At 66.2% G+C, this 19585-nt stretch carries 20 protein-coding genes and 2 pseudogenes; 8 read left to right on the top strand and 14 right to left on the bottom strand.

Annotated features, from left to right (window positions below; all coding sequences use genetic code 11):
* Positions 1 to 13: 13 nt before the first annotated feature.
* The 3 genes from CFB35_RS12260 to CFB35_RS12250 form a co-directional block, all read right to left on the bottom strand.
* Complete coding sequence (locus CFB35_RS12260; RefSeq protein WP_060010261.1) at positions 14 to 1195, bottom strand: PLP-dependent aminotransferase family protein; 1182 nt, start codon at positions 1193 to 1195, stop codon at positions 14 to 16.
* A 152-nt stretch (positions 1196 to 1347) separates the two neighbouring features.
* Complete coding sequence (locus CFB35_RS12255; RefSeq protein WP_059646429.1) at positions 1348 to 2256, bottom strand: DMT family transporter; 909 nt, start codon at positions 2254 to 2256, stop codon at positions 1348 to 1350.
* Between the two features lie 54 nt (positions 2257 to 2310).
* Positions 2311 to 3003: a VOC family protein gene (locus CFB35_RS12250; protein ID WP_059583745.1), complete on the bottom strand. Its 693-nt coding sequence runs from the start codon at positions 3001 to 3003 to the stop codon at positions 2311 to 2313.
* 239 nt (positions 3004 to 3242) lie between these two features.
* On the opposite strand from CFB35_RS12250, the gene CFB35_RS12245 reads away from it, so the two are divergent.
* Positions 3243 to 4703 (top strand): PLP-dependent aminotransferase family protein, encoded by a 1461-nt coding sequence (locus CFB35_RS12245; protein WP_059583742.1) that lies wholly within the window; start codon positions 3243 to 3245, stop codon positions 4701 to 4703.
* 132 nt (positions 4704 to 4835) lie between these two features.
* Here the strand turns inward: CFB35_RS12245 and CFB35_RS12240 are convergent, their stop codons facing one another.
* Positions 4836 to 5234, bottom strand: a complete 399-nt coding sequence (locus tag CFB35_RS12240) for a hypothetical protein (protein ID WP_059583741.1) — start codon at positions 5232 to 5234, stop codon at positions 4836 to 4838.
* Complete coding sequence (locus CFB35_RS12235; RefSeq protein WP_059583739.1) at positions 5222 to 5962, bottom strand: LysM domain-containing protein; 741 nt, start codon at positions 5960 to 5962, stop codon at positions 5222 to 5224. The genes CFB35_RS12240 and CFB35_RS12235 overlap by 13 nt, the downstream gene beginning before the upstream one ends.
* 413 nt (positions 5963 to 6375) lie before the next feature.
* On the opposite strand from CFB35_RS12235, the gene htpG reads away from it, so the two are divergent.
* The 3 genes from htpG to CFB35_RS12220 are packed head-to-tail and all read left to right on the top strand — an operon-like array spanning position 6376 to position 9357.
* Positions 6376 to 8274 (top strand): molecular chaperone HtpG, encoded by a 1899-nt coding sequence (gene htpG / locus CFB35_RS12230; RefSeq protein WP_089465038.1) that lies wholly within the window; start codon positions 6376 to 6378, stop codon positions 8272 to 8274.
* Positions 8275 to 8282: 8 nt separating this feature from the next.
* Entirely contained in the window at positions 8283 to 8879 is a 597-nt protein-coding gene (locus tag CFB35_RS12225) for a chorismate lyase (protein WP_060312136.1), read from the top strand.
* Position 8880: 1 nt separating this feature from the next.
* Positions 8881 to 9357, top strand: a complete 477-nt coding sequence (locus CFB35_RS12220) for a DNA-deoxyinosine glycosylase (RefSeq protein ID WP_089465037.1) — start codon at positions 8881 to 8883, stop codon at positions 9355 to 9357.
* Between the two features lie 35 nt (positions 9358 to 9392).
* On the opposite strand, the gene CFB35_RS12215 is transcribed toward CFB35_RS12220, so the two are convergent.
* On the bottom strand, positions 9393 to 9821 hold the full coding sequence (locus CFB35_RS12215; protein WP_034174483.1) for a hypothetical protein: 429 nt from the start codon (positions 9819 to 9821) through the stop codon (positions 9393 to 9395).
* Positions 9805 to 10398 (bottom strand): nucleotidyltransferase domain-containing protein, encoded by a 594-nt coding sequence (locus CFB35_RS12210; RefSeq protein WP_059583734.1) that lies wholly within the window; start codon positions 10396 to 10398, stop codon positions 9805 to 9807. Before CFB35_RS12210 ends, CFB35_RS12215 begins: the two co-directional genes overlap by 17 nt.
* A 165-nt stretch (positions 10399 to 10563) precedes the next feature.
* Here CFB35_RS12210 and CFB35_RS12205 point away from each other — a divergent pair.
* Positions 10564 to 10929: pseudogene (locus tag CFB35_RS12205) on the top strand (DNA-deoxyinosine glycosylase); the annotation flags it as partial.
* A gap of 63 nt (positions 10930 to 10992) precedes the next feature.
* On the opposite strand, the gene CFB35_RS12200 reads toward CFB35_RS12205, so the two are convergent.
* From CFB35_RS12200 to CFB35_RS12190, 3 genes and pseudogenes are all read right to left on the bottom strand, one after another.
* Complete coding sequence (locus tag CFB35_RS12200; RefSeq protein WP_059583733.1) at positions 10993 to 11316, bottom strand: helix-turn-helix domain-containing protein; 324 nt, start codon at positions 11314 to 11316, stop codon at positions 10993 to 10995.
* A pseudogene (locus CFB35_RS12195) lies at positions 11313 to 11673 on the bottom strand (type II toxin-antitoxin system RelE/ParE family toxin). Before CFB35_RS12195 ends, CFB35_RS12200 begins: the two are co-directional and overlap by 4 nt.
* 315 nt (positions 11674 to 11988) lie before the next feature.
* Entirely contained in the window at positions 11989 to 12201 is a 213-nt protein-coding gene (locus CFB35_RS12190; protein WP_089465036.1) for a hypothetical protein, read from the bottom strand.
* Between the two features lie 121 nt (positions 12202 to 12322).
* Here CFB35_RS12190 and CFB35_RS12185 point away from each other — a divergent pair, with 121 nt between their 5' ends.
* The 3 genes from CFB35_RS12185 to mctP all read left to right on the top strand — a co-directional run bounded on the left by CFB35_RS12185 (position 12323) and on the right by mctP (position 15228).
* The gene (locus tag CFB35_RS12185) at positions 12323 to 13240 is read left to right on the top strand and encodes a hypothetical protein (protein ID WP_059583726.1); all 918 of its coding nucleotides are present in this window, start codon (positions 12323 to 12325) and stop codon (positions 13238 to 13240) included.
* A gap of 198 nt (positions 13241 to 13438) precedes the next feature.
* Positions 13439 to 13681: a DUF3311 domain-containing protein gene (locus CFB35_RS12180; protein WP_006490660.1), complete on the top strand. Its 243-nt coding sequence runs from the start codon at positions 13439 to 13441 to the stop codon at positions 13679 to 13681.
* Positions 13678 to 15228: a monocarboxylate uptake permease MctP gene (mctP, locus tag CFB35_RS12175; RefSeq protein ID WP_059583724.1), complete on the top strand. Its 1551-nt coding sequence runs from the start codon at positions 13678 to 13680 to the stop codon at positions 15226 to 15228. Before CFB35_RS12180 ends, mctP begins: the two co-directional genes overlap by 4 nt.
* Positions 15229 to 15317: 89 nt before the next feature.
* On the opposite strand, the gene CFB35_RS12170 is transcribed toward mctP, so the two are convergent.
* The 4 genes from CFB35_RS12170 to CFB35_RS12155 form a co-directional block, all read right to left on the bottom strand.
* Positions 15318 to 15773 (bottom strand): VOC family protein, encoded by a 456-nt coding sequence (locus tag CFB35_RS12170; RefSeq protein WP_059583723.1) that lies wholly within the window; start codon positions 15771 to 15773, stop codon positions 15318 to 15320.
* A gap of 245 nt (positions 15774 to 16018) precedes the next feature.
* On the bottom strand, positions 16019 to 16972 hold the full coding sequence (gene tal, locus CFB35_RS12165) for a transaldolase (RefSeq protein WP_059583766.1): 954 nt from the start codon (positions 16970 to 16972) through the stop codon (positions 16019 to 16021).
* A gap of 168 nt (positions 16973 to 17140) precedes the next feature.
* A complete protein-coding gene (locus tag CFB35_RS12160; protein ID WP_089465035.1) occupies positions 17141 to 18352 on the bottom strand; it encodes a benzoate/H(+) symporter BenE family transporter in 1212 nt (403 codons plus the stop codon).
* 55 nt (positions 18353 to 18407) lie between these two features.
* Positions 18408 to 19583 (bottom strand): VWA domain-containing protein, encoded by a 1176-nt coding sequence (locus CFB35_RS12155; RefSeq protein WP_089465034.1) that lies wholly within the window; start codon positions 19581 to 19583, stop codon positions 18408 to 18410.
* Positions 19584 to 19585: the final 2 nt, after the last annotated feature.

Genomic DNA, 19585 nt, shown 5'->3' with positions numbered 1-19585 from the left:
GGAAAAAGGGGGATCAGAGGCGCTCGCGCAGCAGCTTGCCGAGACGCGCGACGCCTTCCTCGATCTTCTCGGGCGGCACCGTCACGAACGACAGGCGCAGCGTGTTCTGCTGCGCGTTCTCCGCGAAGAACGGCGCGCCCGGCACGAAGGCGACGTGGTTGTCGACGGCCGCGGCGAGCAGCTTCATGCTGTCGATCTGCGCGGGCAGGTTCACCCAGATGAACATCCCGCCTTCCGGGCGGTTCCACGTGACGCCTTCCGGCATGTGGCGCGCGAGCGCGCCGAGCATCGCGTCGCACTGCGCGCTGTACAGCTCGCGGATCGTCGGGATGTGCTCGTCGAGGAAGCCGTCCTTGATCACTTCGTGCGCGATGCGCTGCGTGAGCGTCGGCGTGTGCAGGTCGGTGGCCTGCTTGGCCTGCACGAGCTTGAAGTGGAGTTCCTCGGGCGCGATGATGTAGCCGATCCGCAGGCCCGGCGCGAGCACCTTCGAGAACGTGCCGAGGTGCACGACGTGGTCGGGCGCCATCGACAGCATCGTCGGCAGCGGCTCGCCCTGGTAGTTCAGCGCGCCGTACGGATCGTCCTCCAGCACCGGGAACGGGCTCGACTGCGCGAACGCGGCGAGCGCGCGGCGGCGCTCGACGGGCAGGCGGCGGCCGGTCGGGTTCTGGAAGTTCGGCTGCGCGTACAGCAGGCGCGCGCCTTGCGTGAGTTCGGGGGTAAGACCTGCCGGCAGCAGGCCCTGCTCGTCGGTGGGCACCTGCACGTAGCGCGGCTCATACAGCGAGAACGACTGCAGCGCGCCGAGGTAGGTCGGGGTTTCGACGAGGATCGGGCTGTTCGGGTCGATCAGCGCCTTGCCGAGCAGGTCGAGCGCCTGCTGCGAACCGGTCGTGATCAGCACCTGCGACACGCGCACGCTGTAGCGCTCGGCGATCCACTCGCGCAGCGGCAGGTAGCCTTCGGTCGCGCTGTACTGGAGTGCCGCGGCCGGCGCGTCGCGCAGCACGCGGTCGGCGGCGGCGCGCATGCGTTCCGCCGGGAACGTCGCGGGAGCGGGCAGGCCGCCGGCGAACGAGATGACCTCGGGGCGTTCCGTGACCTTCAGGATCTCGCGGATCGCAGAGCTCGTCAGCTTGCGGGCGCGTTCGGAAAGCTGCCAGTGCGGCGGATGCAGGTCGCTCGGATTCATAGTCTCCTCGTTCGGATATCGTGGTCAGTCAAGAAAGGTCGTTCGGGCGGATCGCTTCGACGCCGCCGGGTGGGCGAGCGCGAGCACGATGAAGCCTTCGCGGCTGGGTAGGCAATACCGATCAGGCAAAGCGTCCATTATGGCGCACCTCATCAGCCGGCGCGAGCGGGGCGCGGTGCCGTGGCCACCGCCGAGCGGCGCCCGAGCACCACGGTCGCGATCACGGCCGCCGCGAACAGCCACGTGGACGGCGTGACCGTTTCGCCGAACAGCAGCGCGGAAAAGGCGATCGTGAAGAAAATCTGCAGCAGTTGCACCTGGCCGACGCGCGCGGTGCCGCCCATCGCGAGCCCCGCGTACCACGCGAAAAAGCCGATGAATTGCGAAAAGAGGGTCACGTACCCGAACGCGAGCCAGGTGCGCAGGGCGAGCGGGCCCGGATGCGCGGCGTGCTGCGTCCACGCGAGCCAGCCGACCGGCAGCACGAGGAATGGCGCCGACACGACGAGCGCCCAGCAGATCACCTGCCAGCCGCCGATCTGGCGCGCGAGGCGCGCGCCTTCCGCATAGCCGAGCGCGCCGATGCCGACTGCGACGAGCATCAGCGCGTCGCCGGCCTGCACGGTGCCGCCGCCGTCGCGCAGCGCGAACGCGATCACGAGCGCGCTGCCGGCCACCGCGCTGGCCCAGAACGCCTTCGACGGCCGTTCGTGCGACAGCCACGCCGCGTACAGCGCGACGAACAACGGTTGCAACCCGTTGACCACCGCGCCGTGCGAGGCCGGCACCGATTTCATCGCCCAGGCGGAGAACACCGGATACGCGATGATCACGCCGGCCGACGTGATCGCGAGGCTCTTCAGTTGCGCGCGGGTCGGCAGCGGCTCGCGGCGCCACCACAGCAGCAGGCCGGCCGGCACGGCGGCGGCGAGCGCGCGGCCGAGGCCGTTGAGCAGCGGATTGAGTTCGGATACGACGATCCGCGTCATCGGCAGCGTCAGGCTGAAGATCATCACGCCGATGAGGCCGAGCAGCATGCCGCGGGTTTCGCGCGAATTCATTCGTGGGTGTCTCCGTCTTGCTGGGTGTGTGTAATGGAACGGGCGTCAGCGAGCTCAGCGCAGCGTGCGCGTGCCCTGCGGCGTGTCGAATTCGGCGACGAGCGCGGGCGGGCCGTCGGTGGATTCGACGTCGAGCAGGTGCGCGGCGCCGAGCCAGTCGAGTTGCTCGCGGATCGTATCCGCACGCGGATGGGCGCCCTTGAGCGCCTTCAGCGCGACGCCGTCGTTCGGCAGCGAGTCGGCCGGATGGCGCGGGCTGTCCCACTGGATCAGCGACGGCACGAGGCCGTCGCCCGCCCCTTGCCATGCGGGGAAGCTGCCGTCGTCGGGCACCGTGAGGCCCCAGCTCAGGTCGCCGCGCCGCATCGCGACGACGGGCGCGATGCGGGCCGGGTACTGGCGCTGCCACAGCGCAAGCTGGCGCGGGCGGTCGACGCGGGCGACCCAGTGCGCGAGAAACGGGCCCTGCGCGAGCCGAGCCTGAATCGCCGGATCGTCGAGCCCGAACAGCCGCGCGCGCGGCAGCTTCGCATCGTCGCCCGGCGCGGGCGCATCGGGGTCGATCGCGATCACTTCGAGGTAGAGCCCGCCCCACGCGCCGAACAGCGCATTGTGGGTCCGCATCAGCGGGTGGCGGCCGCCGCCGGCCGGTTCGATGCCGAGCGCGTCGGCGACATGGCGCACGCCTTCGTCGAGGGTGCGCGCGGCAATCACGAGATGGTCGAGTGTCAGGGAGCGGGCTGGCATGAGCGTCGGTCGGGAAGCGAAAGTGTCATGGTAGGCGGACGACGTACCGGGCGGGGGCCGGGCCGGCCGGCGCACCGGCCGCGATGCGGGCCGGCGGGCGCGGCGCCTGGTATGGCGCGGCCGGAACGGCGGCCGCACGATCGCCATTCCGGTCAACTGTAATCGTCGCTACCGGCACAGTAACGGTACAATCGGCGCGATAGCCTTCGGTACAGTTGGAGCCGCCGCCCATGTCCACCATGTCCACCGTCCCACTCGCCCAGATTCCCGCGCCGCACGACACCGCCACGCTCACGCTCGTCGACCAGCTGGTCCAGTGGGCGCGGCGGCGGATCGACGAACGCGTGTTCCGTCCCGGCATGCGCATGCCGTCGATCCGCAAGCTCGCGCTCGACAAGGGCGTGTCGCGCTTCACCGTCGTCGAGGCCTACGAGCGCCTCGTCGCGCAGGGCTACCTCGACTCGCGGCGCGGCTCCGGCTTCTACGTGCGCGAGCGCACGGGCGCCGGCCCGCAGCCGGCCGACGGCGTCGCGCGCGTGGCCGAGGCCGCGCCCGTGCACAACACGATCGACGTCGTCTGGCTGCTGCGCAACATGCTGCACACCGTCAGCCCGGAGAAGGGCCCGGGCCTCGGCTACCTGCCGGGCCGCTGGCTCGACGGCGAGCTGATCACCGGCGCGCTGCGCGCGCTCGGGCGTCAGTCGGGCGCACAGATGCTCGGCTTCGGCACCGCGCAGGGCTTCCTGCCGCTGCGCCAGCAACTGCAGACGCGTCTGGCCGAAGTCGAGATCGGCGCGAAGCCCGAACAGATCGTGCTGGTGTCAGGCATCACGCAGGCGATCGACCTGATCTCGCGGATCTACATGCGGCCGGGCGACGCGGTGATCGTCGGCGATCCCGCGTGGTTCCAGATGTTCGGCCGTTTCGCGGCGCAGGGCGCGCAGCTCGTCGGGATGCCGTATACGCCCGACGGCCCCGACCTCGACGCGCTCGAAACCCTGGTGCAGATGTGGCGGCCGAAGATGCTCGTGATCAACTCGGTGCTGCAGAACCCGACCGGCACGTCGCTGTCGGCCGCGCAGGCGTTCCGGATCCTGAAGCTCGCGGAGGCCTACGATTTCCTCGTCGTCGAGGACGACGTGTACGGCGACCTGTGCCCGCCAAGCTATCCGGCCACGCGCCTCGCGAGCCTCGACCAGTTGAAGCGCGTGATCTATCTCGGCAGCTATTCGAAGACGCTCGCGGCGAACCTGCGGGTCGGCTACGTGGCGTGCGCGCCGGAAATCGCGAAGGCGGTGACCGACCAGAAGATGCTGGTCGGGATGACCACGCCCGAGCTCAACGAGCGCGTGCTGTACAAGATCCTGACCGAAGGGCATTACCGGCGCCACGTCGAGCGGCTGCGCGCGCGGCTCGATGGCGTGCGCGACAAGACCGCGCGGATGCTCGAGCGCACGGGGCTCGGGCTCTTCACGATGCCGGCGGCCGGGATGTTCCTGTGGGCCGATACGGGCGTCGATTCGGACGCGCTCGCGGCGGTCGCGCACGAAGCCGGCTTCCTGCTGACGCCGGGCAGCCTGTTCTCGCCGCAGCAGTCGCCGTCCACGTGGATGCGCTTCAACGTCGCGAATTGCGGCGATCCGGCGCTGCCGGGGCTGCTGGCGGGCTATATCGACTCGGCGGTGCGGCGCGCGTCGTGACGCGGAATGGGGGGAGGCCCGCTTCGCGAGCCGCCGCGGAGGGCGGCGGTCCTTCAAACGGTGCGTTCCCTGACTGGAGGCCGCGTCGCATGGACTCGGGCCGCTTTGCCGCTGCGCGGCACGTTTTGCGGGTTACTGCTTAACGCGCTTCATGCTGCAACGCAATACGTCCGCGCTATCGCTGTTGTACCCGTCCAGGTTCCTGTAGCCCTTCGCGATCCAGTAATCCGGGTAAGCCGGGTCGAAATCAAGCGATATCACGCCGAAACCACAGGGCTGTCCCTTCAGCAAGAAGGCGATTTTCGGTTGGGCCGCGGTCGGATCGCTTTCGATCACTCGATAGGGGCGCTTCGCGCAATGCGCGAAAGGCGTGCGCCATTCGATCGTTTTTTCGGTCACACGAAGTTGGCCGTCGCATTGCCGGCCGTGACCGACGAACGTCCCGGCAAGCGGCTGATTGCCGGCCTGCGCCACACCTGCCAGCAGCGCGGTAATAAGGCCCAACGCCTGGGCGATTCTCACGGCGAGCATACGGGTTCCTTGCCCTGCTGAATGGTTGCCAGCGCGTAATCGAGCTTTTTTGCGTAAGTGCCGGGTGCTTTCGTGTTGTAAAGCCGACCGACGTTTGCCGTAGTCATCGGCTTCCAGCCTATGATGACTTTGCGTATCGCCGCCTTCTGATATTTCAGGAGTTGTCCTGGGCGCAAAGTGCCAACACCCGGATTGAGTGCGCGTAGCGTGTCGATTGTCGAGCCCTGTTGTCGGGCAATTTTGTCGAGGCTATCGCCAGGTCTGACGGAAATTTCGTACGTGCGTCGATCCGGGTCCGGAACGCTTTGCATGGAGAAATTCGCCAAGCGCATGAGCAGATAACCGATAGCGGCGCGGATGTTGTAAGCGGGCACGGCGCGTGCATTCGCGCGGGTCAGCCGCGATTGGGTCGACGCCGGCAAGATAAGATCGCCCCCTTCCTTGCCTGACAACAAACCGTCCAGCCCTGGATCGTCGTACATGCCGATCTGCATGGGGTTCGATGCCCATAATGGATCTCCGGCGCCGGTCTCGACCCACGCCATCGCCTTGATGAGCCGCCAGTCCAACGGACGGTAACCCGCCACACCGGCAAGGTGCCGATTGTATTCGCCTACTGCTGCCCGAAGCTCGCAATCGTAGATCTGCCATTTTGGATCGTCAGCCGCCGACTTAATGCCATCTTGCCATTTCTCGTAACCGGTTTTCGCTGGTGAGGCTATGGTCATATCGGGTTGTCTCAATATTTAATGTCATAGGTCATGGCGCCGATTCGGCGTCCGCTCGGACGCGGGGGCCGTGACGATCCGGCGCTGCCGGCGTTTTCGCCCCACCACCGCCAGGCGCCGATGCAGTCGCTCGGCCAGGATCCGGGGCGCGTGCGACATTTGAACAAATTTCCGTCCGCGGCAACATCGGACACGTTCGAATCTATGCGGATCGGTAACCGGATCGGTAACCGGATCGGTAACCGGATCGGTAACCGGTTCGGTCGGCCGCGCAGCCGGCATGCGCGATCCGCTTGCCGCGATCACCCGAGGCCCTTGAAATCGAGTCGTTCGTCCCCAGATGAGCGCGCAAACCCGCTCGGCATGGCATGGCGGGGGCGCCTATCAAGTTCAAGTAAGAGGAAACAGCATCCATGGCACATGAAACGATGAGCTTTCAGGCAGAGGTCAAGCAACTCCTCCACCTGATGATTCATTCGCTCTACAGCAACAAGGAAATCTTCCTGCGCGAACTGGTGTCGAACGCGTCCGACGCGGCCGACAAGCTGCGTTTCGAAGCGCTCGCGGACAACGCGCTGTACGAGAACGATCCTAACCTGCGCATCCGCATCGGCTTCGACAAGGCCGCGCGCACGATCACGATCGACGACAACGGCATCGGCATGAGCCGCGACGAGGCGATCGCGAACCTCGGCACGATCGCGCGTTCGGGCACCAAGGAATTCTTCACGAAGCTGTCGGGCGACCAGCAGAAGGACGCGGCGCTCATCGGCCAGTTCGGCGTCGGCTTCTACTCGGGCTTCATCGTCGCGGACAAGATTACCGTCGAGACGCGCCGCGCCGGCCTGCCGGCGAACGAGGCCGTGCGCTGGGAAAGCGCCGGCGAGGGCGATTTCACGATCGACGCGATCGAGCGCGCGCAGCGCGGCACGACGATCACGCTGCACCTGCGCGAAGGCGAGGACGACCTGCTGTCGTCGCACCGCCTGAAGTCGATCATCCAGAAGTACTCCGACCACATCGCGCTGCCGATCCTGATGCGCAAGGAAGAGTGGGATCAGGAAAAGGGCGAGATGGTCCTGAAGGACGAGGACGAAACCGTCAACCAGGCGAGCGCGCTGTGGACGCGTTCGAAGAGCGACATCACCGACGAGCAGTACACGCAGTTCTACCAGCACATCGCGCACGATCACCAGGATCCGCTCACGTGGACGCACAACCGCGTCGAGGGCCGCAGCGAATACACGCAACTGCTGTTCGTGCCGGCGCACGCGCCGTTCGACCTGTGGAACCGCGATTATCGCGGCGGCCTGAAGCTGTACGTGAAGCGCGTGTTCATCATGGACGACGCCGAGCAGCTGCTGCCGCAATACCTGCGATTCGTGAAGGGCGTCGTCGATTCGGCCGACCTGCCGCTGAACGTGTCGCGCGAGATCCTGCAGGAAAGCCGCGACGTGAAGGCGATCCGCGAAGGCGTGACCAAGCGCGCGCTGTCGATGCTCGAGGAACTCGCGAACGCGGAAGACGACGCCGGCAAGGAGAAGTACAAGACGTTCTGGCGCGCATTCGGCCAGGTGCTGAAGGAAGGCGTCGGCGAGGATCACGCGAACCGCGAGCGCATCGCGAAGCTGCTGCGCTTCGCGTCGACGCACGGCGACACCGACGCGCAGGACGTATCGCTCGCCGACTACGTGTCGCGCATGAAGCCCGAGCAGAGCAAGATCTACTACGTGACCGCCGATACGTGGCAGGCCGCGAAGAACAGCCCGCATCTGGAAGTGTTCCGCAAGAAGGGCGTCGAGGTGCTGTTGTTGACCGACCGCGTCGACGAATGGATGCTGTCGTTCCTGCACGAGTTCGACGGCAAGCCGCTCGCGAGCGTGGCCCGCGGCGATCTCGATCTCGGCGAGCTGAACGACGAGGAGAAGAAGGCGCAGGAGCAGGCCGGCGAGGCGATCAAGCCGGTCGTCGAGAAGATGAAGGAAGCGCTCGGCGACAAGGTGAAGGAAGTGCGCGTCACGTTCCGCCTGACCGATTCGCCGTCGTGCCTCGTCGCGGACGACAACGACATGAGCGGCTACCTGCAGCGGATGCTGAAGGCGGCCGGCCAGAACGCGCCGGCGATGCAGCCGATCCTCGAGATCAATCCCGAGCACGCGCTCGTGAAGCAGTTGAATGCCGACAGCGCCGATTTCGGCGACTGGTGCCATCTGCTGTTCGATCAGGCGCTGCTGGCCGAAGGCGGCATGCTCGACGATCCGGCGAGCTTCGTGAAGCGGACCAACGCGCTGCTGCTGTCGCGCGCCGCGTGAACGCGCGCATGCGATTCGACGGCGCGCAGGCCGGCTGGCGCGAGACGCCGCGGCCTGGCTGCACGCTCGACCAGCGCGACTGGCTGACGCGCGGCGGATCGCTGACCGCGCATCTCGCGCGGCTCGGCCGCGTGAACGTGCGCGTGACGCGCGAGGCCGTCGACCGTCCGTGGTTCGACGAGCCGGACGCGCTCGCCAGTTCGCCGCGCGCGCCGATGTGGGTGCGCGAGGTGATCCTGTCGGTCGACGGCACGCCGTACGTCGCCGCGCACAGCATCGCGCCGCTCGCGGCCAGCAAGGGTGTGTGGCAGGCCATGCGGCGGCTGCGCACGCGGCCGCTCGCGGAGCTGCTGTACAGCGATCCGCAGGTCGAGCGCTCGGCGCTCGTCAGCCGGCGCGTGATCGCCGGTCATCCGTTGTATGCGCTCGCGAGCCATGCATTGCAGGGTGCGCGCGCGCCGCATGCGTTTGTCGCGCGGCGCTCGGTGTTCCAGCGTCACGGTAAGCCGCTGATGGTGACCGAGTGCATGTTGCCGGCGCTGTGGCGCCATCTCGCCGCGCACGGCGACGGGCCGCGATCCGTCGGGCCGTACGGAGACGCGTGAGATGCTGCAAGGCTTTCCGCCGGTCGTCGCGCCGAATACGCACACGATGATCCTCGGCAGTTTTCCGGGCGAGGCGTCGCTCGACGCCGCGCAGTACTACGCGCATCCGCGCAACCAGTTCTGGCGGCTGCTCGGCGCGGTGCTCGGCGAACCGACGCTGCATGAACTGCCGTACGGCGCGCGGCTCGAGCGCGTGCTGTCGCACGGCATCGGCATCTGGGACGTCCTCGATGCATGCCATCGGCAAGGCAGTCTCGATTCTGCGATCCGGAATGCGAAGCCGAACGACTTTGCGTCGTTGCGCGAGCATGCGCCGTTGCTGAAGAAGGTGTGTTTCAACGGGAAGACGGCGGGGCGCTTTGCCGACGTGATCGGGCGGGCCGGGTATGAAACGCTGGTGCTGCCTTCGTCGAGCCCGGCGAATGCGATGCTGTCGTTCGAGCAGAAGCTGGAGCAGTGGCGCGGGATTCGTCCCTGAAGCTCGTTGGATTCAGAGTATCCCGCGAAGCAGTATCAGGTGGACGGCAGCAGGTGGTCGAGTAGAGATACGGTTTCAATGAGTTCAGCAGTGAGCCGAACCAACTCGGCGGTCAGACTCGCTGGAAGATCTATGTTGCCCTCGTATTCGGCCGCATTGCGCCTGCGATGGCAGGTATCGAGCACGCGCCATTTTTCGGTCGGCCAGCCGATCGTGTGTTCGAGACACTGAAAGACCAGATATCGGTCGTCGCTCCGGTATCCGTGAGCCCGTAACGCGGCGCGTGACGCGGCGTGAGCGGCATCGTAGGCGAGGATGAACTGGCTCTCCGTTGCCATTCCGTTACTGCTTGTGACGGTATCGAGCAAGGTTCGAGCGAGGCCGAGCAGATGCTCGAATTCGCCGCGGTTCGCCGGAAGGGGTTTGAGTTTTCCGATGCGTACGAGGTTATCCAATGCGGTCAATGTCGTCCTCGGTTCCTATAATCATCAGCTTCGGTTGGCGCAGCACTTCCGCGAGGAACGGATGACTTTTGCGTTTCCGTTCGAGAAATTCCTCGTGAGTGTATTGTGTGATCTGGACCGAGCGGCCGAGCTGTCTTTCAGCCGATTCGAGTGCGGCCATGATTTGTCCATAGCTGAGCGTCTCACTGACCAACATAACATCGACGTCGCTACCGGCGTGGTCGCTGCCTTGGGCAACCGAACCGTATACAAAGGCGAGTTGTATCTCTGAGGTCAGCGGTGACAGCGCTTCGCGGAGCACCTCGACGACCCCGAAGGTTTTGAGGATGATGAGACGCAGCTCGCTGAAAATGGGGCTGCCGGCGAACGCTCGCACCTGTTTGAGATTGGCGATGCGTCTGGTTTCGATGAGGCCACCTTTTTCGAGACGATTCAGTTCACGCTGGACGCTGGCACTACCGAGACTGGTCAGCCGGATCAACTCTTTGACGTGAAACCACTGTTCGGGCTGCCCAAACAGGCAGGCCAGAATGGGTTGCTGTGCACTGGAAAAGAGGGCGTCGCCGAGCTTTGTCATAAGCCGTGAGAATAGCACGATCGAGCCAGAATTTAGCACGATCGAGCCAAATTTTAGCTCGATGAGCGACCGTTTCGGCGGATCTAGATAGCAGGGATATCGCGAGACGTTGGTGATGGCCATGGCGAGCCGTGATGGGCCAGATGTCAAATTGACCAAAATACCAACCAGTTCTGGCGGCTGCTCGGCGCGGTGCTCGGCGAACCGACGCTGCATGAACTGCCGTACGACGCGCGGCTCGAGCGCGTGCTGTCGCACGGCATCGGCATCTGGGACGTCCTCGATGCATGCCATCGCCAGGGCAGTCTGGATTCCGCGATCAGGAACGCGAAGCCGAACGACTTCGATTCGCTGCGCGAGCATGCGCCGTTGCTCAAGCGCGTGTGCTTCAACGGCAAGACGGCCGGGCGGTTCGCCGACGTGATCGGCCGGGCCGGGTACGAGACCCTCGTGCTGCCTTCGTCGAGCCCGGCGAATGCGATGCTGTCGTTCGAGCAGAAGCTCGAACACTGGCGCCGAATCGTGCTTTGATCGGCCGGCGCTGCCGGTAGCCTGGACGGCCCGCGCATCGGAGCGATCGAAACGACGCTGTCGTCAGGTGGCGAATACGACTTCGATGTGCCCTTCGGCTTCCGACCGACGGTCGGGCCCGACGACGATCCGCACGTCGCGTCCGAGCTTCGCCAGGCATTCGAGCATCTTCATTTCGCTCACGCCGCGAAACTGCCCGCGCAGCATGTTCGACAGCTTCGGCTGAGGGACGCCGAGCAAGCGTGCCGCGTGCTGCTGCGTCCATTGGCGCGCCTTGATGATTTCCGCGATCTTCGCGGCGAGTTGGGCCTTCACCCGCATTTCATCGGCATCGCGCATGCCCAGGTCCGCGTAGACATTCCCACTGCCCTGTTCGATTTCGATCATCGCCTTTCTCCTGTTGCGTGTGCGTCGGCTGCTTTCAGACGCGCGCGGATCAGATCGTTGTCCGGCTTCGGTGTCGCGATGCCGCTCGGCGATTTCTTCTGGAAACAGTGCAGCACGTAGACGCTGTTTCCAGCTTCACCGTGTAGACCGCGCGGTACGTGCCGTTGTCTTCCGATTCCACGATCTCCAGCACGCCGGCCGAGCCGAATCCCGCCAAGGGCTTGGCCTGATCGTGCTTGCGCCCTGTCTGCGCCAGATACAGCGCATAGCCGAACGTGTGCTGCACGGTTTCGGGCATGACCTTCAATCCTTGCGCGCCGAACCGAGCCAGTACAGCGGTTTGATGTATGGATCCATCGACAAATTTATCCCTATTTGGGTATATTTTCAAGGGCCGCGCAGGCATTCGGCGCGGCCGTTCGAATGCGGTGTCAGGGGCGGACAGGCGAGAAGTGGCCACCGACGGGCGGTGGCGGTTCAGCGATCGGATGCTGCCGACGGGAAATGCGATGTGAACTCCCGGCCGGGCAGCCGTTGCTTCACATTGTTGCGTCGCGGGGAGAGTCGAAACAATTCAGCCGTTCGACAGAGCGCCGTCGCGGCGCATCGATGACGGAAGGAAGGGCGTGGCTGACGAACCGCGACGCATGGGCTTGCGTGTCGCGTCGACGCTCAGTCGTCGTTGCCCCATCGCCAGCGGGGCTGCTCGCCCTTGAGCCAGCACACCGCAGTCAGCAGCGCGACCAGCACCACGAGGCAGGCGGCGTACACCACCGGCGACCGATGCGGCGGCACGAGCCAGGCACTCGCGATGACGCCGATCGCGATGGTCTCTTTTGCATCGCAATTGCGATACCTTATCCCGTACGCCCATGTCGCCTGCAAGTCGCCCGAATGGCCGGTCGACCGACCGCTCTCGCCACCGGCGGCCCTGGCCCCCACCAATGCTATCCTCTCGTCCGCTCATCCAGCGTCACCCAGCATCACCCAGCGAGATTCAACCATCATGACCCGACTGATCAAGCGTGCGTCCGCCGAGGCGCGCGCGTTCAAGCAACGCCAGCCGTCCGCGTACAACGGCTCCGAAAAACTCCAGCCGCCGCGCGTGAAGCGCCGCCCGGACATCGACGAACACGACGACGTGCCGGTGCTCGAAGCGCCGCGCAAGCCGCGCTTCGCGCCCGTTACGTTCTCCGAAGAAGGCGGCGTGCGCTTCCTGCACTTCGGCACCGAGTGGGTGCAGGGCGCGATGCGGATCTCGAAGCCGCTGCATATCGAGCTCGAATACGCGCAGCAGATGATGGCGTGGCTGCTGTTCCTCGAAACGCCCGAGCGGATCGTCCAGCTCGGGCTCGGCACCGGCGCGCTGACGAAGTTCGCGCATCGTTTCCTGCCGCACGCGAAGGTCGAGGCCGTCGAGCTGAACCCGGCCGTGATCGTCGCCGCGCGCACGATGTTCGCGCTGCCGCCCGACGACGCACGCCTCGTCGTGCACGAAGCCGACGCATGGGATTTCGTCAACGATGCGGCCAACCGCGGCACGACCGGCGCGATCCAGATCGACCTGTACGACGCGACCGCGCGCGGCCCCGTGCTCGACAGCGTCGCGTTCTACCGCGCGGTGCGCGGCTGTCTGGCCGATGCCGGCATCGCGACGATCAACCTGTTCGGCGATCACCCGAGCTTCGTGCGCAACATGAAGCACCTGAACGCGGCGTTCGATCACCGCGTGATCGCGCTGCCGGAAGTGCACGACGGCAACCGGATCGCGATCGCGTTCTCGGGCCCGGCGCTCGACGTGCCGTTCGCGCAGCTCGACGCCCGCGCGAAGCTGATCGAGGACACGCTGAAGCTGCCCGCGCGCAAGTGGGTGAAAGCTTTGAAAGCAACGACCGGCGCACGCGACACGTCGTTCGCGATCTGACGCCGGAGGCACCGGCGCGGGCCGGTGCCTCCACGCGACAAGGGGCGGATCACCTCGGGTTCGCCCCCGCTTGACCGCGTGCTCGCGGCTCCTATACTGGCGCGAAGCCAGGGGAGCCGCAGCCTACCCGTATTGCCGCTCCTCTCGGCGCCGTACCCGCTCAACAAGATCGATAACCGGGATAGAAGAGGAGACGTCATGGCTCACGATGCCGACGCCAACCGGGCCGCCAAGCGCTGGCTCTGGCTGCTGGTGCTGCCGCTGATCGCGATGGTCTGGGTGCCGTCGTACAGCAAGATCGAACCGCAATGGCTCGGTTTTCCGTTTTTCTACTGGTACCAGTTGCTTTGGGTCTTCATCAGCGCGGTGATCACCGCGTTCGTGTACTTCAAGACCAAGAACGCGTGGAAGGCGAGCGGCACGCAAGGAGGTGCGCAATGAATCTCGGCGCGACCTTCGTCTTCGTCCTGCTGTTCATCGGCGTCACGATCATCGGTTTCCTGGCCGCGAACTGGCGGCGCGGCGATCTCGCCCATCTCGACGAATGGGGCCTCGGCGGACGCCGCTTCGGCACGATCGTCACGTGGTTCCTGCTCGGCGGCGATCTCTACACGGCCTACACGTTCGTCGCGGTGCCCGCGCTCGTGTTCGGCGCCGGCGCGATGGGCTTCTTCGCGCTGCCGTACACGATCCTGATCTATCCGTTCGCGTTCGTCGTGTTCCCGAAGCTGTGGAGCATCGCGAAGCGGCACGGCTACGTGACGGCCGCCGACTTCGTCAACGCGCGCTACGGCAGCCGGATGCTCGCGCTCGCGATCGCGGTGACGGGCATCGTCGCGACGATGCCGTACATCGCGCTGCAGCTCGTCGGCATCGAGGTGGTGATCGGCGCGCTCGGTTTCGACACGACCGGCTTCGTCGGCGACCTGCCGCTGATCATCGCGTTCGCGATCCTCGCCGCGTACACGTACACGTCGGGGCTGCGCGCGCCCGCGATGATCGCGATCGTGAAGGACGTACTGATCTACATCACGATCGCGGCCGCTGTCATCGTGATTCCCGCGAAGCTCGGCGGCTTCGGGCACATCTTTTCCGCGGTGCCGCCCGCGAAGCTGCTGCTGAAGGCGCCCGACGCGGCGAGCCTGAACGGCTACAGCGCGTACGCGACGCTCGCGGTCGGCTCGGCGCTCGCGCTGTTCCTGTATCCGCACTCGGTCACGGCGATCCTGTCGTCGTCGTCGGGCAACTCGATCCGCCGCAACATGGCGATGCTGCCCGCATACTCGTTCGTGCTCGGCCTGCTCGCGCTGCTCGGCTACATGGCGCTCGCCTCCGGCGTGAAGGACATGCCGCAATACGCGCCGTACTTCAAGGCGTTCGGCCCGAACTTCGCGGTGCCCGCGCTGTTCCTCGAGTACTTCCCGTCGTGGTTCGTCGGCGTCGCGTTCGCGGCGATCGGCATCGGCGCGCTGGTGCCGGCGGCGATCATGTCGATCGCGGCCGCGAACCTGTACACGCGCAACATCCACCGCGAGTTCGTGAACCGCAACATGTCGCACGACCAGGAAACGCACGTCGCGAAGCTCGTGTCGCTGATCGTGAAGGTGGGCGCGGTGGCGTTCATCCTCGGGCTGCCGCTGACCTACGCGATCCAGCTGCAACTGCTCGGCGGGATCTGGATCATCCAGACGCTGCCGGCGATCGTGCTCGGCCTGTACACGCGCGTGCTCGACCATCGCGGGCTGCTCGCCGGCTGGGCGGCCGGCATCGTCTGCGGCACGTGGATGGCGATCTCGCTGAAGCTGGCGAGTTCGATCTTCACGATCCACCTGTTCGGCCTCGCGATTCCCGGCTATGCGGCCGTGTGGTCGCTGGTCGTGAACCTGGTGGTGTCGGTGGTCGTGAGCGTGCTGGTGCGCGCGATCGGCATGGCGCATGCGGAGGATCGCACGCGGCCGGAGGATTATCTCGACGTCGTCGAGGGTTGATGCGGGCCGAGCGCGGCGGCGTGCCGCGCACGCGCCGCGCGGCAACGAAAACGCCCGCCACCGCGAGGTGGCGGGCGTTCGTTCCTGCGTCAGCCCTGTGCGCGTTTCGCGAGTTCCTCGCGCTGCGACAGGTCCTCGACGTTGACCATCCAGTGCACGCCGAAACGATCCTTCGCCATCCCGAAGCCGAGCGCCCAGAACGTCTTGCCGAACGGCATCGTCACTTCGCCGCCGTCCGCGAGCGCATTGAACAGCTTCTGGCCTTCGTCGACCGTTGCCGGGTTCAGCGACAGCGAATAGCCGGCGTGCGCGGCGCCGGCCGGCTGGCTGCAGTCCCCGTCCGAGCACATGATCATCGAGTCGCCGATCGTGAAGCTCGCGTGCATCACCTTGTCGGCCATCTCCGGCGACATCGGGTAATCGGGATTCGGCGGTGCGTCCTTGAAGTGCATCTTGAACACCGTCTTCGCGCCGAGCGCCTTTTCGTAGAACTGAAGGGCTTCGTCGGCACGACCGTAGAACGTCAGGTACGGTTGAACTTGCATCGTTGTCTCCTGTGGGTCGGGCAGGCGGATCGGCGCCGGCTCGGGTACTGCGGGGATTGACCGGGACGGGCGCGACGGGATGCGGCCGCCGCACTCGTGACGTGGATTGTAGTGCGCGTGCTCGACGATGGAATGAAAAATAAAAACGGCCGCGAACAGGCAGTTCGCGGCCGTTCGTCGTGCCTGTTGACGGCTGTTGTCAGTCTTGCTGACAGATCAACCGACACCCGTCACGCACGCGCGATTCAGCGCAGCGCGTCGATCAGCTTCTCGAGCTTCACCGCGTCGGCGGCGAACACGCGGATGCCTTCGGCGAGTTTTTCGGTCGCCATCGCTTCGTCGTTCAACTGGAAGCGGAACGATGCCTCGTCGATCGCGACGCGCTCGGACGGCTTGTCCTGCAGCGTGTCCGGCGACAGCTTGCGGGCGACCGTCTCGTTGCTCTCCTGCAGCTTCTGCAGCAAATCGGGACTGATCGTCAGCAGATCGCAGCCGGCGAGCTCGGTGATCTGGCTCGTCGTGCGGAAGCTCGCGCCCATCACTTCGGTCTTGTAGCCGAACGTCTTGTAGTACGTGTAGATGCGGCGCACCGATTGCACGCCCGGATCGTTCGCGCCGCCGTCCTTCGCTTCATTCCATTCCGCGCCGGCCTGCTTCTTGTACCAGTCGTAGATGCGGCCGACGAACGGCGAGATCAGTTGCGCGCCGGCTTCCGCGCACGCGGCGGCCTGCACCAGCGAGAAAAGCAGGGTCATGTTGCACTTGATCCCTTCCTTCTGCAGCACCTCGGCCGCGCGAATGCCTTCCCACGTCGACGCGAGCTTGATCAGGATGCGCTCGCGGCCGACGCCGGCCGCTTCGTACAGCTTGATGAGCTCGCGACCCTTGTCGATCGAGCGCTGCGTGTCGAACGACAGGCGTGCGTCGACCTCGGTCGACACGCGGCCCGGGATCAGCTTCAGGATTTCGGTGCCGAATGCGATCAGCAGGCGGTCGATGATGAAATCGGTGCTTTCGTTGCGGTGATCGCGGACGGTTTTCTCGAGGATCGGCTTGTACGCATCCTTCTGGACGGCCTTCAGGATCAGCGACGGGTTCGTGGTCGCGTCCTGCGGCTTGTATTGCGCGAGCTGCTGGAAGTCGCCCGTGTCGGCGACGACGGTCGTGTACTGCTTCAGCTGGTCGAGTGCGGTAGTCATGGCGATTCGGAAGAAGCGCGCGGGGCGCCGGGTTCTCACGGGCCGCGCGAGCGCGGCGGCGAAGCGAAGCGGCGCCGGGCGCCGCTTCCGATCCATCATTTTAGGCCCGATTCGTGTCGGGCACGTTTTGGCGTGCCGGGCGCGCGCCGCGGCAGGCTGCGAGCCGCGTCACGCGGGGCGCCGCGCGTTCAGGATCACCTGCGTGACGACGCCCGCGACGAGCCCCCAGAACGCGGAGCCGATCGACAGCAGCGTGAGGCCCGAAGCCGTGACCATGAACGTGACGAGCGCCGCTTCGCGCTGCTTCACGTCCTGCATCGCGTTCGCGAGCCCGCTCATGATCGAGCCGAACAGCGCGAGCGCCGCGACCGACACGACGAGCGCCTTCGGCAGCGCCGCGAACAGCGCGGCGATCGTCGCGCCGAAGACGCCGGCGATCAGGTAGAACGTGCCGCACCACACGGCGGCCGTGTAGCGCTTCGCGTGATCCTCGTGCGCTTCGGGGCCCGTGCAGATGGCGGCCGTGATCGCCGCGAGGTTCACGCCGTGCGAGCCGAACGGCGCGAGCAGCAGCGACGCGAGGCCGGTCGTCGCGATCAGCGGCGACGACGGCGTCGAATAGCCGTCCGCGCGCAGCACCGCGATGCCCGGCACGTTCTGCGACGCCATCGCGACGACGAACAGCGGAATGCCGATGCTGACGATCGACGCGATCGAGAACGCGGGCATCGTGAACACGGGATGCGCGAGCGCGATGTGGAAGCGGCTGAAGTCGAGCAGCCCGAGGCCGCCGGCCACCGCCGTGCCGACGATCAGCGTCGTCGGAATCGCATAGCGCGGCGCGAGCCGCTTGACGATCAGGTAGGTGAAGAACATCGCGAGCACGAGCGCGGTCTGGAACTGCGCGGCGCGGAAGATCTCGATGCCGATCTCGAACAGGATGCCCGCGAGCAGCGCGGCCGCGATGCCGGCCGGAATCCGCTTCATCAGCGTGTCGAACAGCCCGCTCACGCCGACGGCCGTCAGCAGCAACGCGCACACGACGAACGCGCCGATCGCCTCGCGGTAGGGCACGCCGGGCAGCGACGCGATCAGCAGCGCGGCGCCGGGCGTCGACCACGCGACGACGACGGGCGCGCGAAAGCGCAGCGACAGGCCGATGGTCGTCAGCGCCATGCCGATCGACAGCGCCCAGATCCACGACGAGATCTGCGCGTCGGTGAGGTGGGCGGCGCGGCCGGCCTGGAACATCAGCACGAGCGAGCTCGTGTAGCCGGTCATCATCGCGACGAAGCCGGCGACGAGCGCGGACACGGACGTATCGGCGAAAAAGCGGCGGCCGCCGGCGCGGCTGGCGCTCGCGGTGGGCGAAAGGTTCATGCTCTCTCCGGGGCGGCCGCTCGGATGCGGCCTGGGTATCTGCGGGTGGGTGTCGTTACTTGCTGAGTGCGCGCATCGCGGTTTCGAGGCCCGCGAGCGTGAGCGGATACATGCGCTGGCCGAGCACGTCGCGAATGATCGCGATCGATTGCCGGTATTCCCATAGCCGCTCGGGCTCCGGGTTCAGCCATGCATGGTGGGGGAACTGGTCGGCGAGACGGCGCAGCCACACGGCGCCGGCTTCCGGGTTGTTGTATTCGACCGAGCCGCCGGGCTGCAGCACCTCGTACGGGCTCATCGTCGCGTCGCCGACGAAGATCAGCTTGTAGTCGGGCGTGAACTTGTGCAGCACGTCCCACGTCGCGGTGCGCTCCGAGTGACGGCGGCGATTGTTCTTCCACAGATGGTCGTACACGCAGTTGTGGAAGTAGAAGAATTCGAGGTGCTTGAATTCGGCCTTCGCGGCCGAGAACAGCTCTTCGGTGCGCTTGATGTGGTCGTCCATCGAGCCGCCGACGTCGAGCAGCATCAGCACCTTCACGTTGTTGTGGCGCTCGGGCACCATCCGCAGGTCGAGCCAGCCGGCGTTCGCGGCCGTGCTGCGGATCGTGCCGGGCAGGTCGAGCTCCTCGGCCGCGCCTTCGCGCGCGAAGCGGCGCAGCCGCCGCAGCGCGACCTTGATGTTGCGCGTGCCGATCTCGACCGAATCGTCGTAGTCGCGGTAGGCGCGCGCCTCCCACACCTTCACCGCGGTGCGGTTGCCGTTCGACGGGCCGCCGATGCGCACGCCTTCCGGGTTGTAGCCGCCGTGCCCGAACGGCGACGTGCCGCCCGTGCCGATCCATTTGTTGCCGCCTTCGTGGCGTTCCTTCTGCTCGTCGAGCAGCGCCTTCAAGCGCTCCATCAGCTTGTCGAGGCCGCCCATCGCGTCGATCTGCGCCTTCTCCTCGGCCGACAGCTCGCGCTCGAGGCGCTTCTCGAGCCAGTCGAGCGGGATGTCGAACGCCTCGGACGGCAACGCGGACACGCCGTGGAAATACGCGCCGAACGCCTGGTCGAACTTGTCGAAATATTGCTCGTCCTTGACGAGCGTCATCCGCGCGAGGAAGTAGAACGCGTCGATCGACGGCGAGATCAGCCCGGCCTTCAGCGATTCGAGCAGCGTCAGGTATTCCTTCACCGAGACGGGCAGCTTGGCTGCGCGCAGCGCGTAGAAGAAATTGAGCAGCATGG

It is taken from the genome of Burkholderia sp. AU16482 (genome assembly GCF_002223285.1).
Classification (GTDB): Bacteria; Pseudomonadota; Gammaproteobacteria; order Burkholderiales; family Burkholderiaceae; genus Burkholderia; species Burkholderia semiarida.
This window is presented reverse-complemented; position numbering and strand designations above follow the sequence as displayed.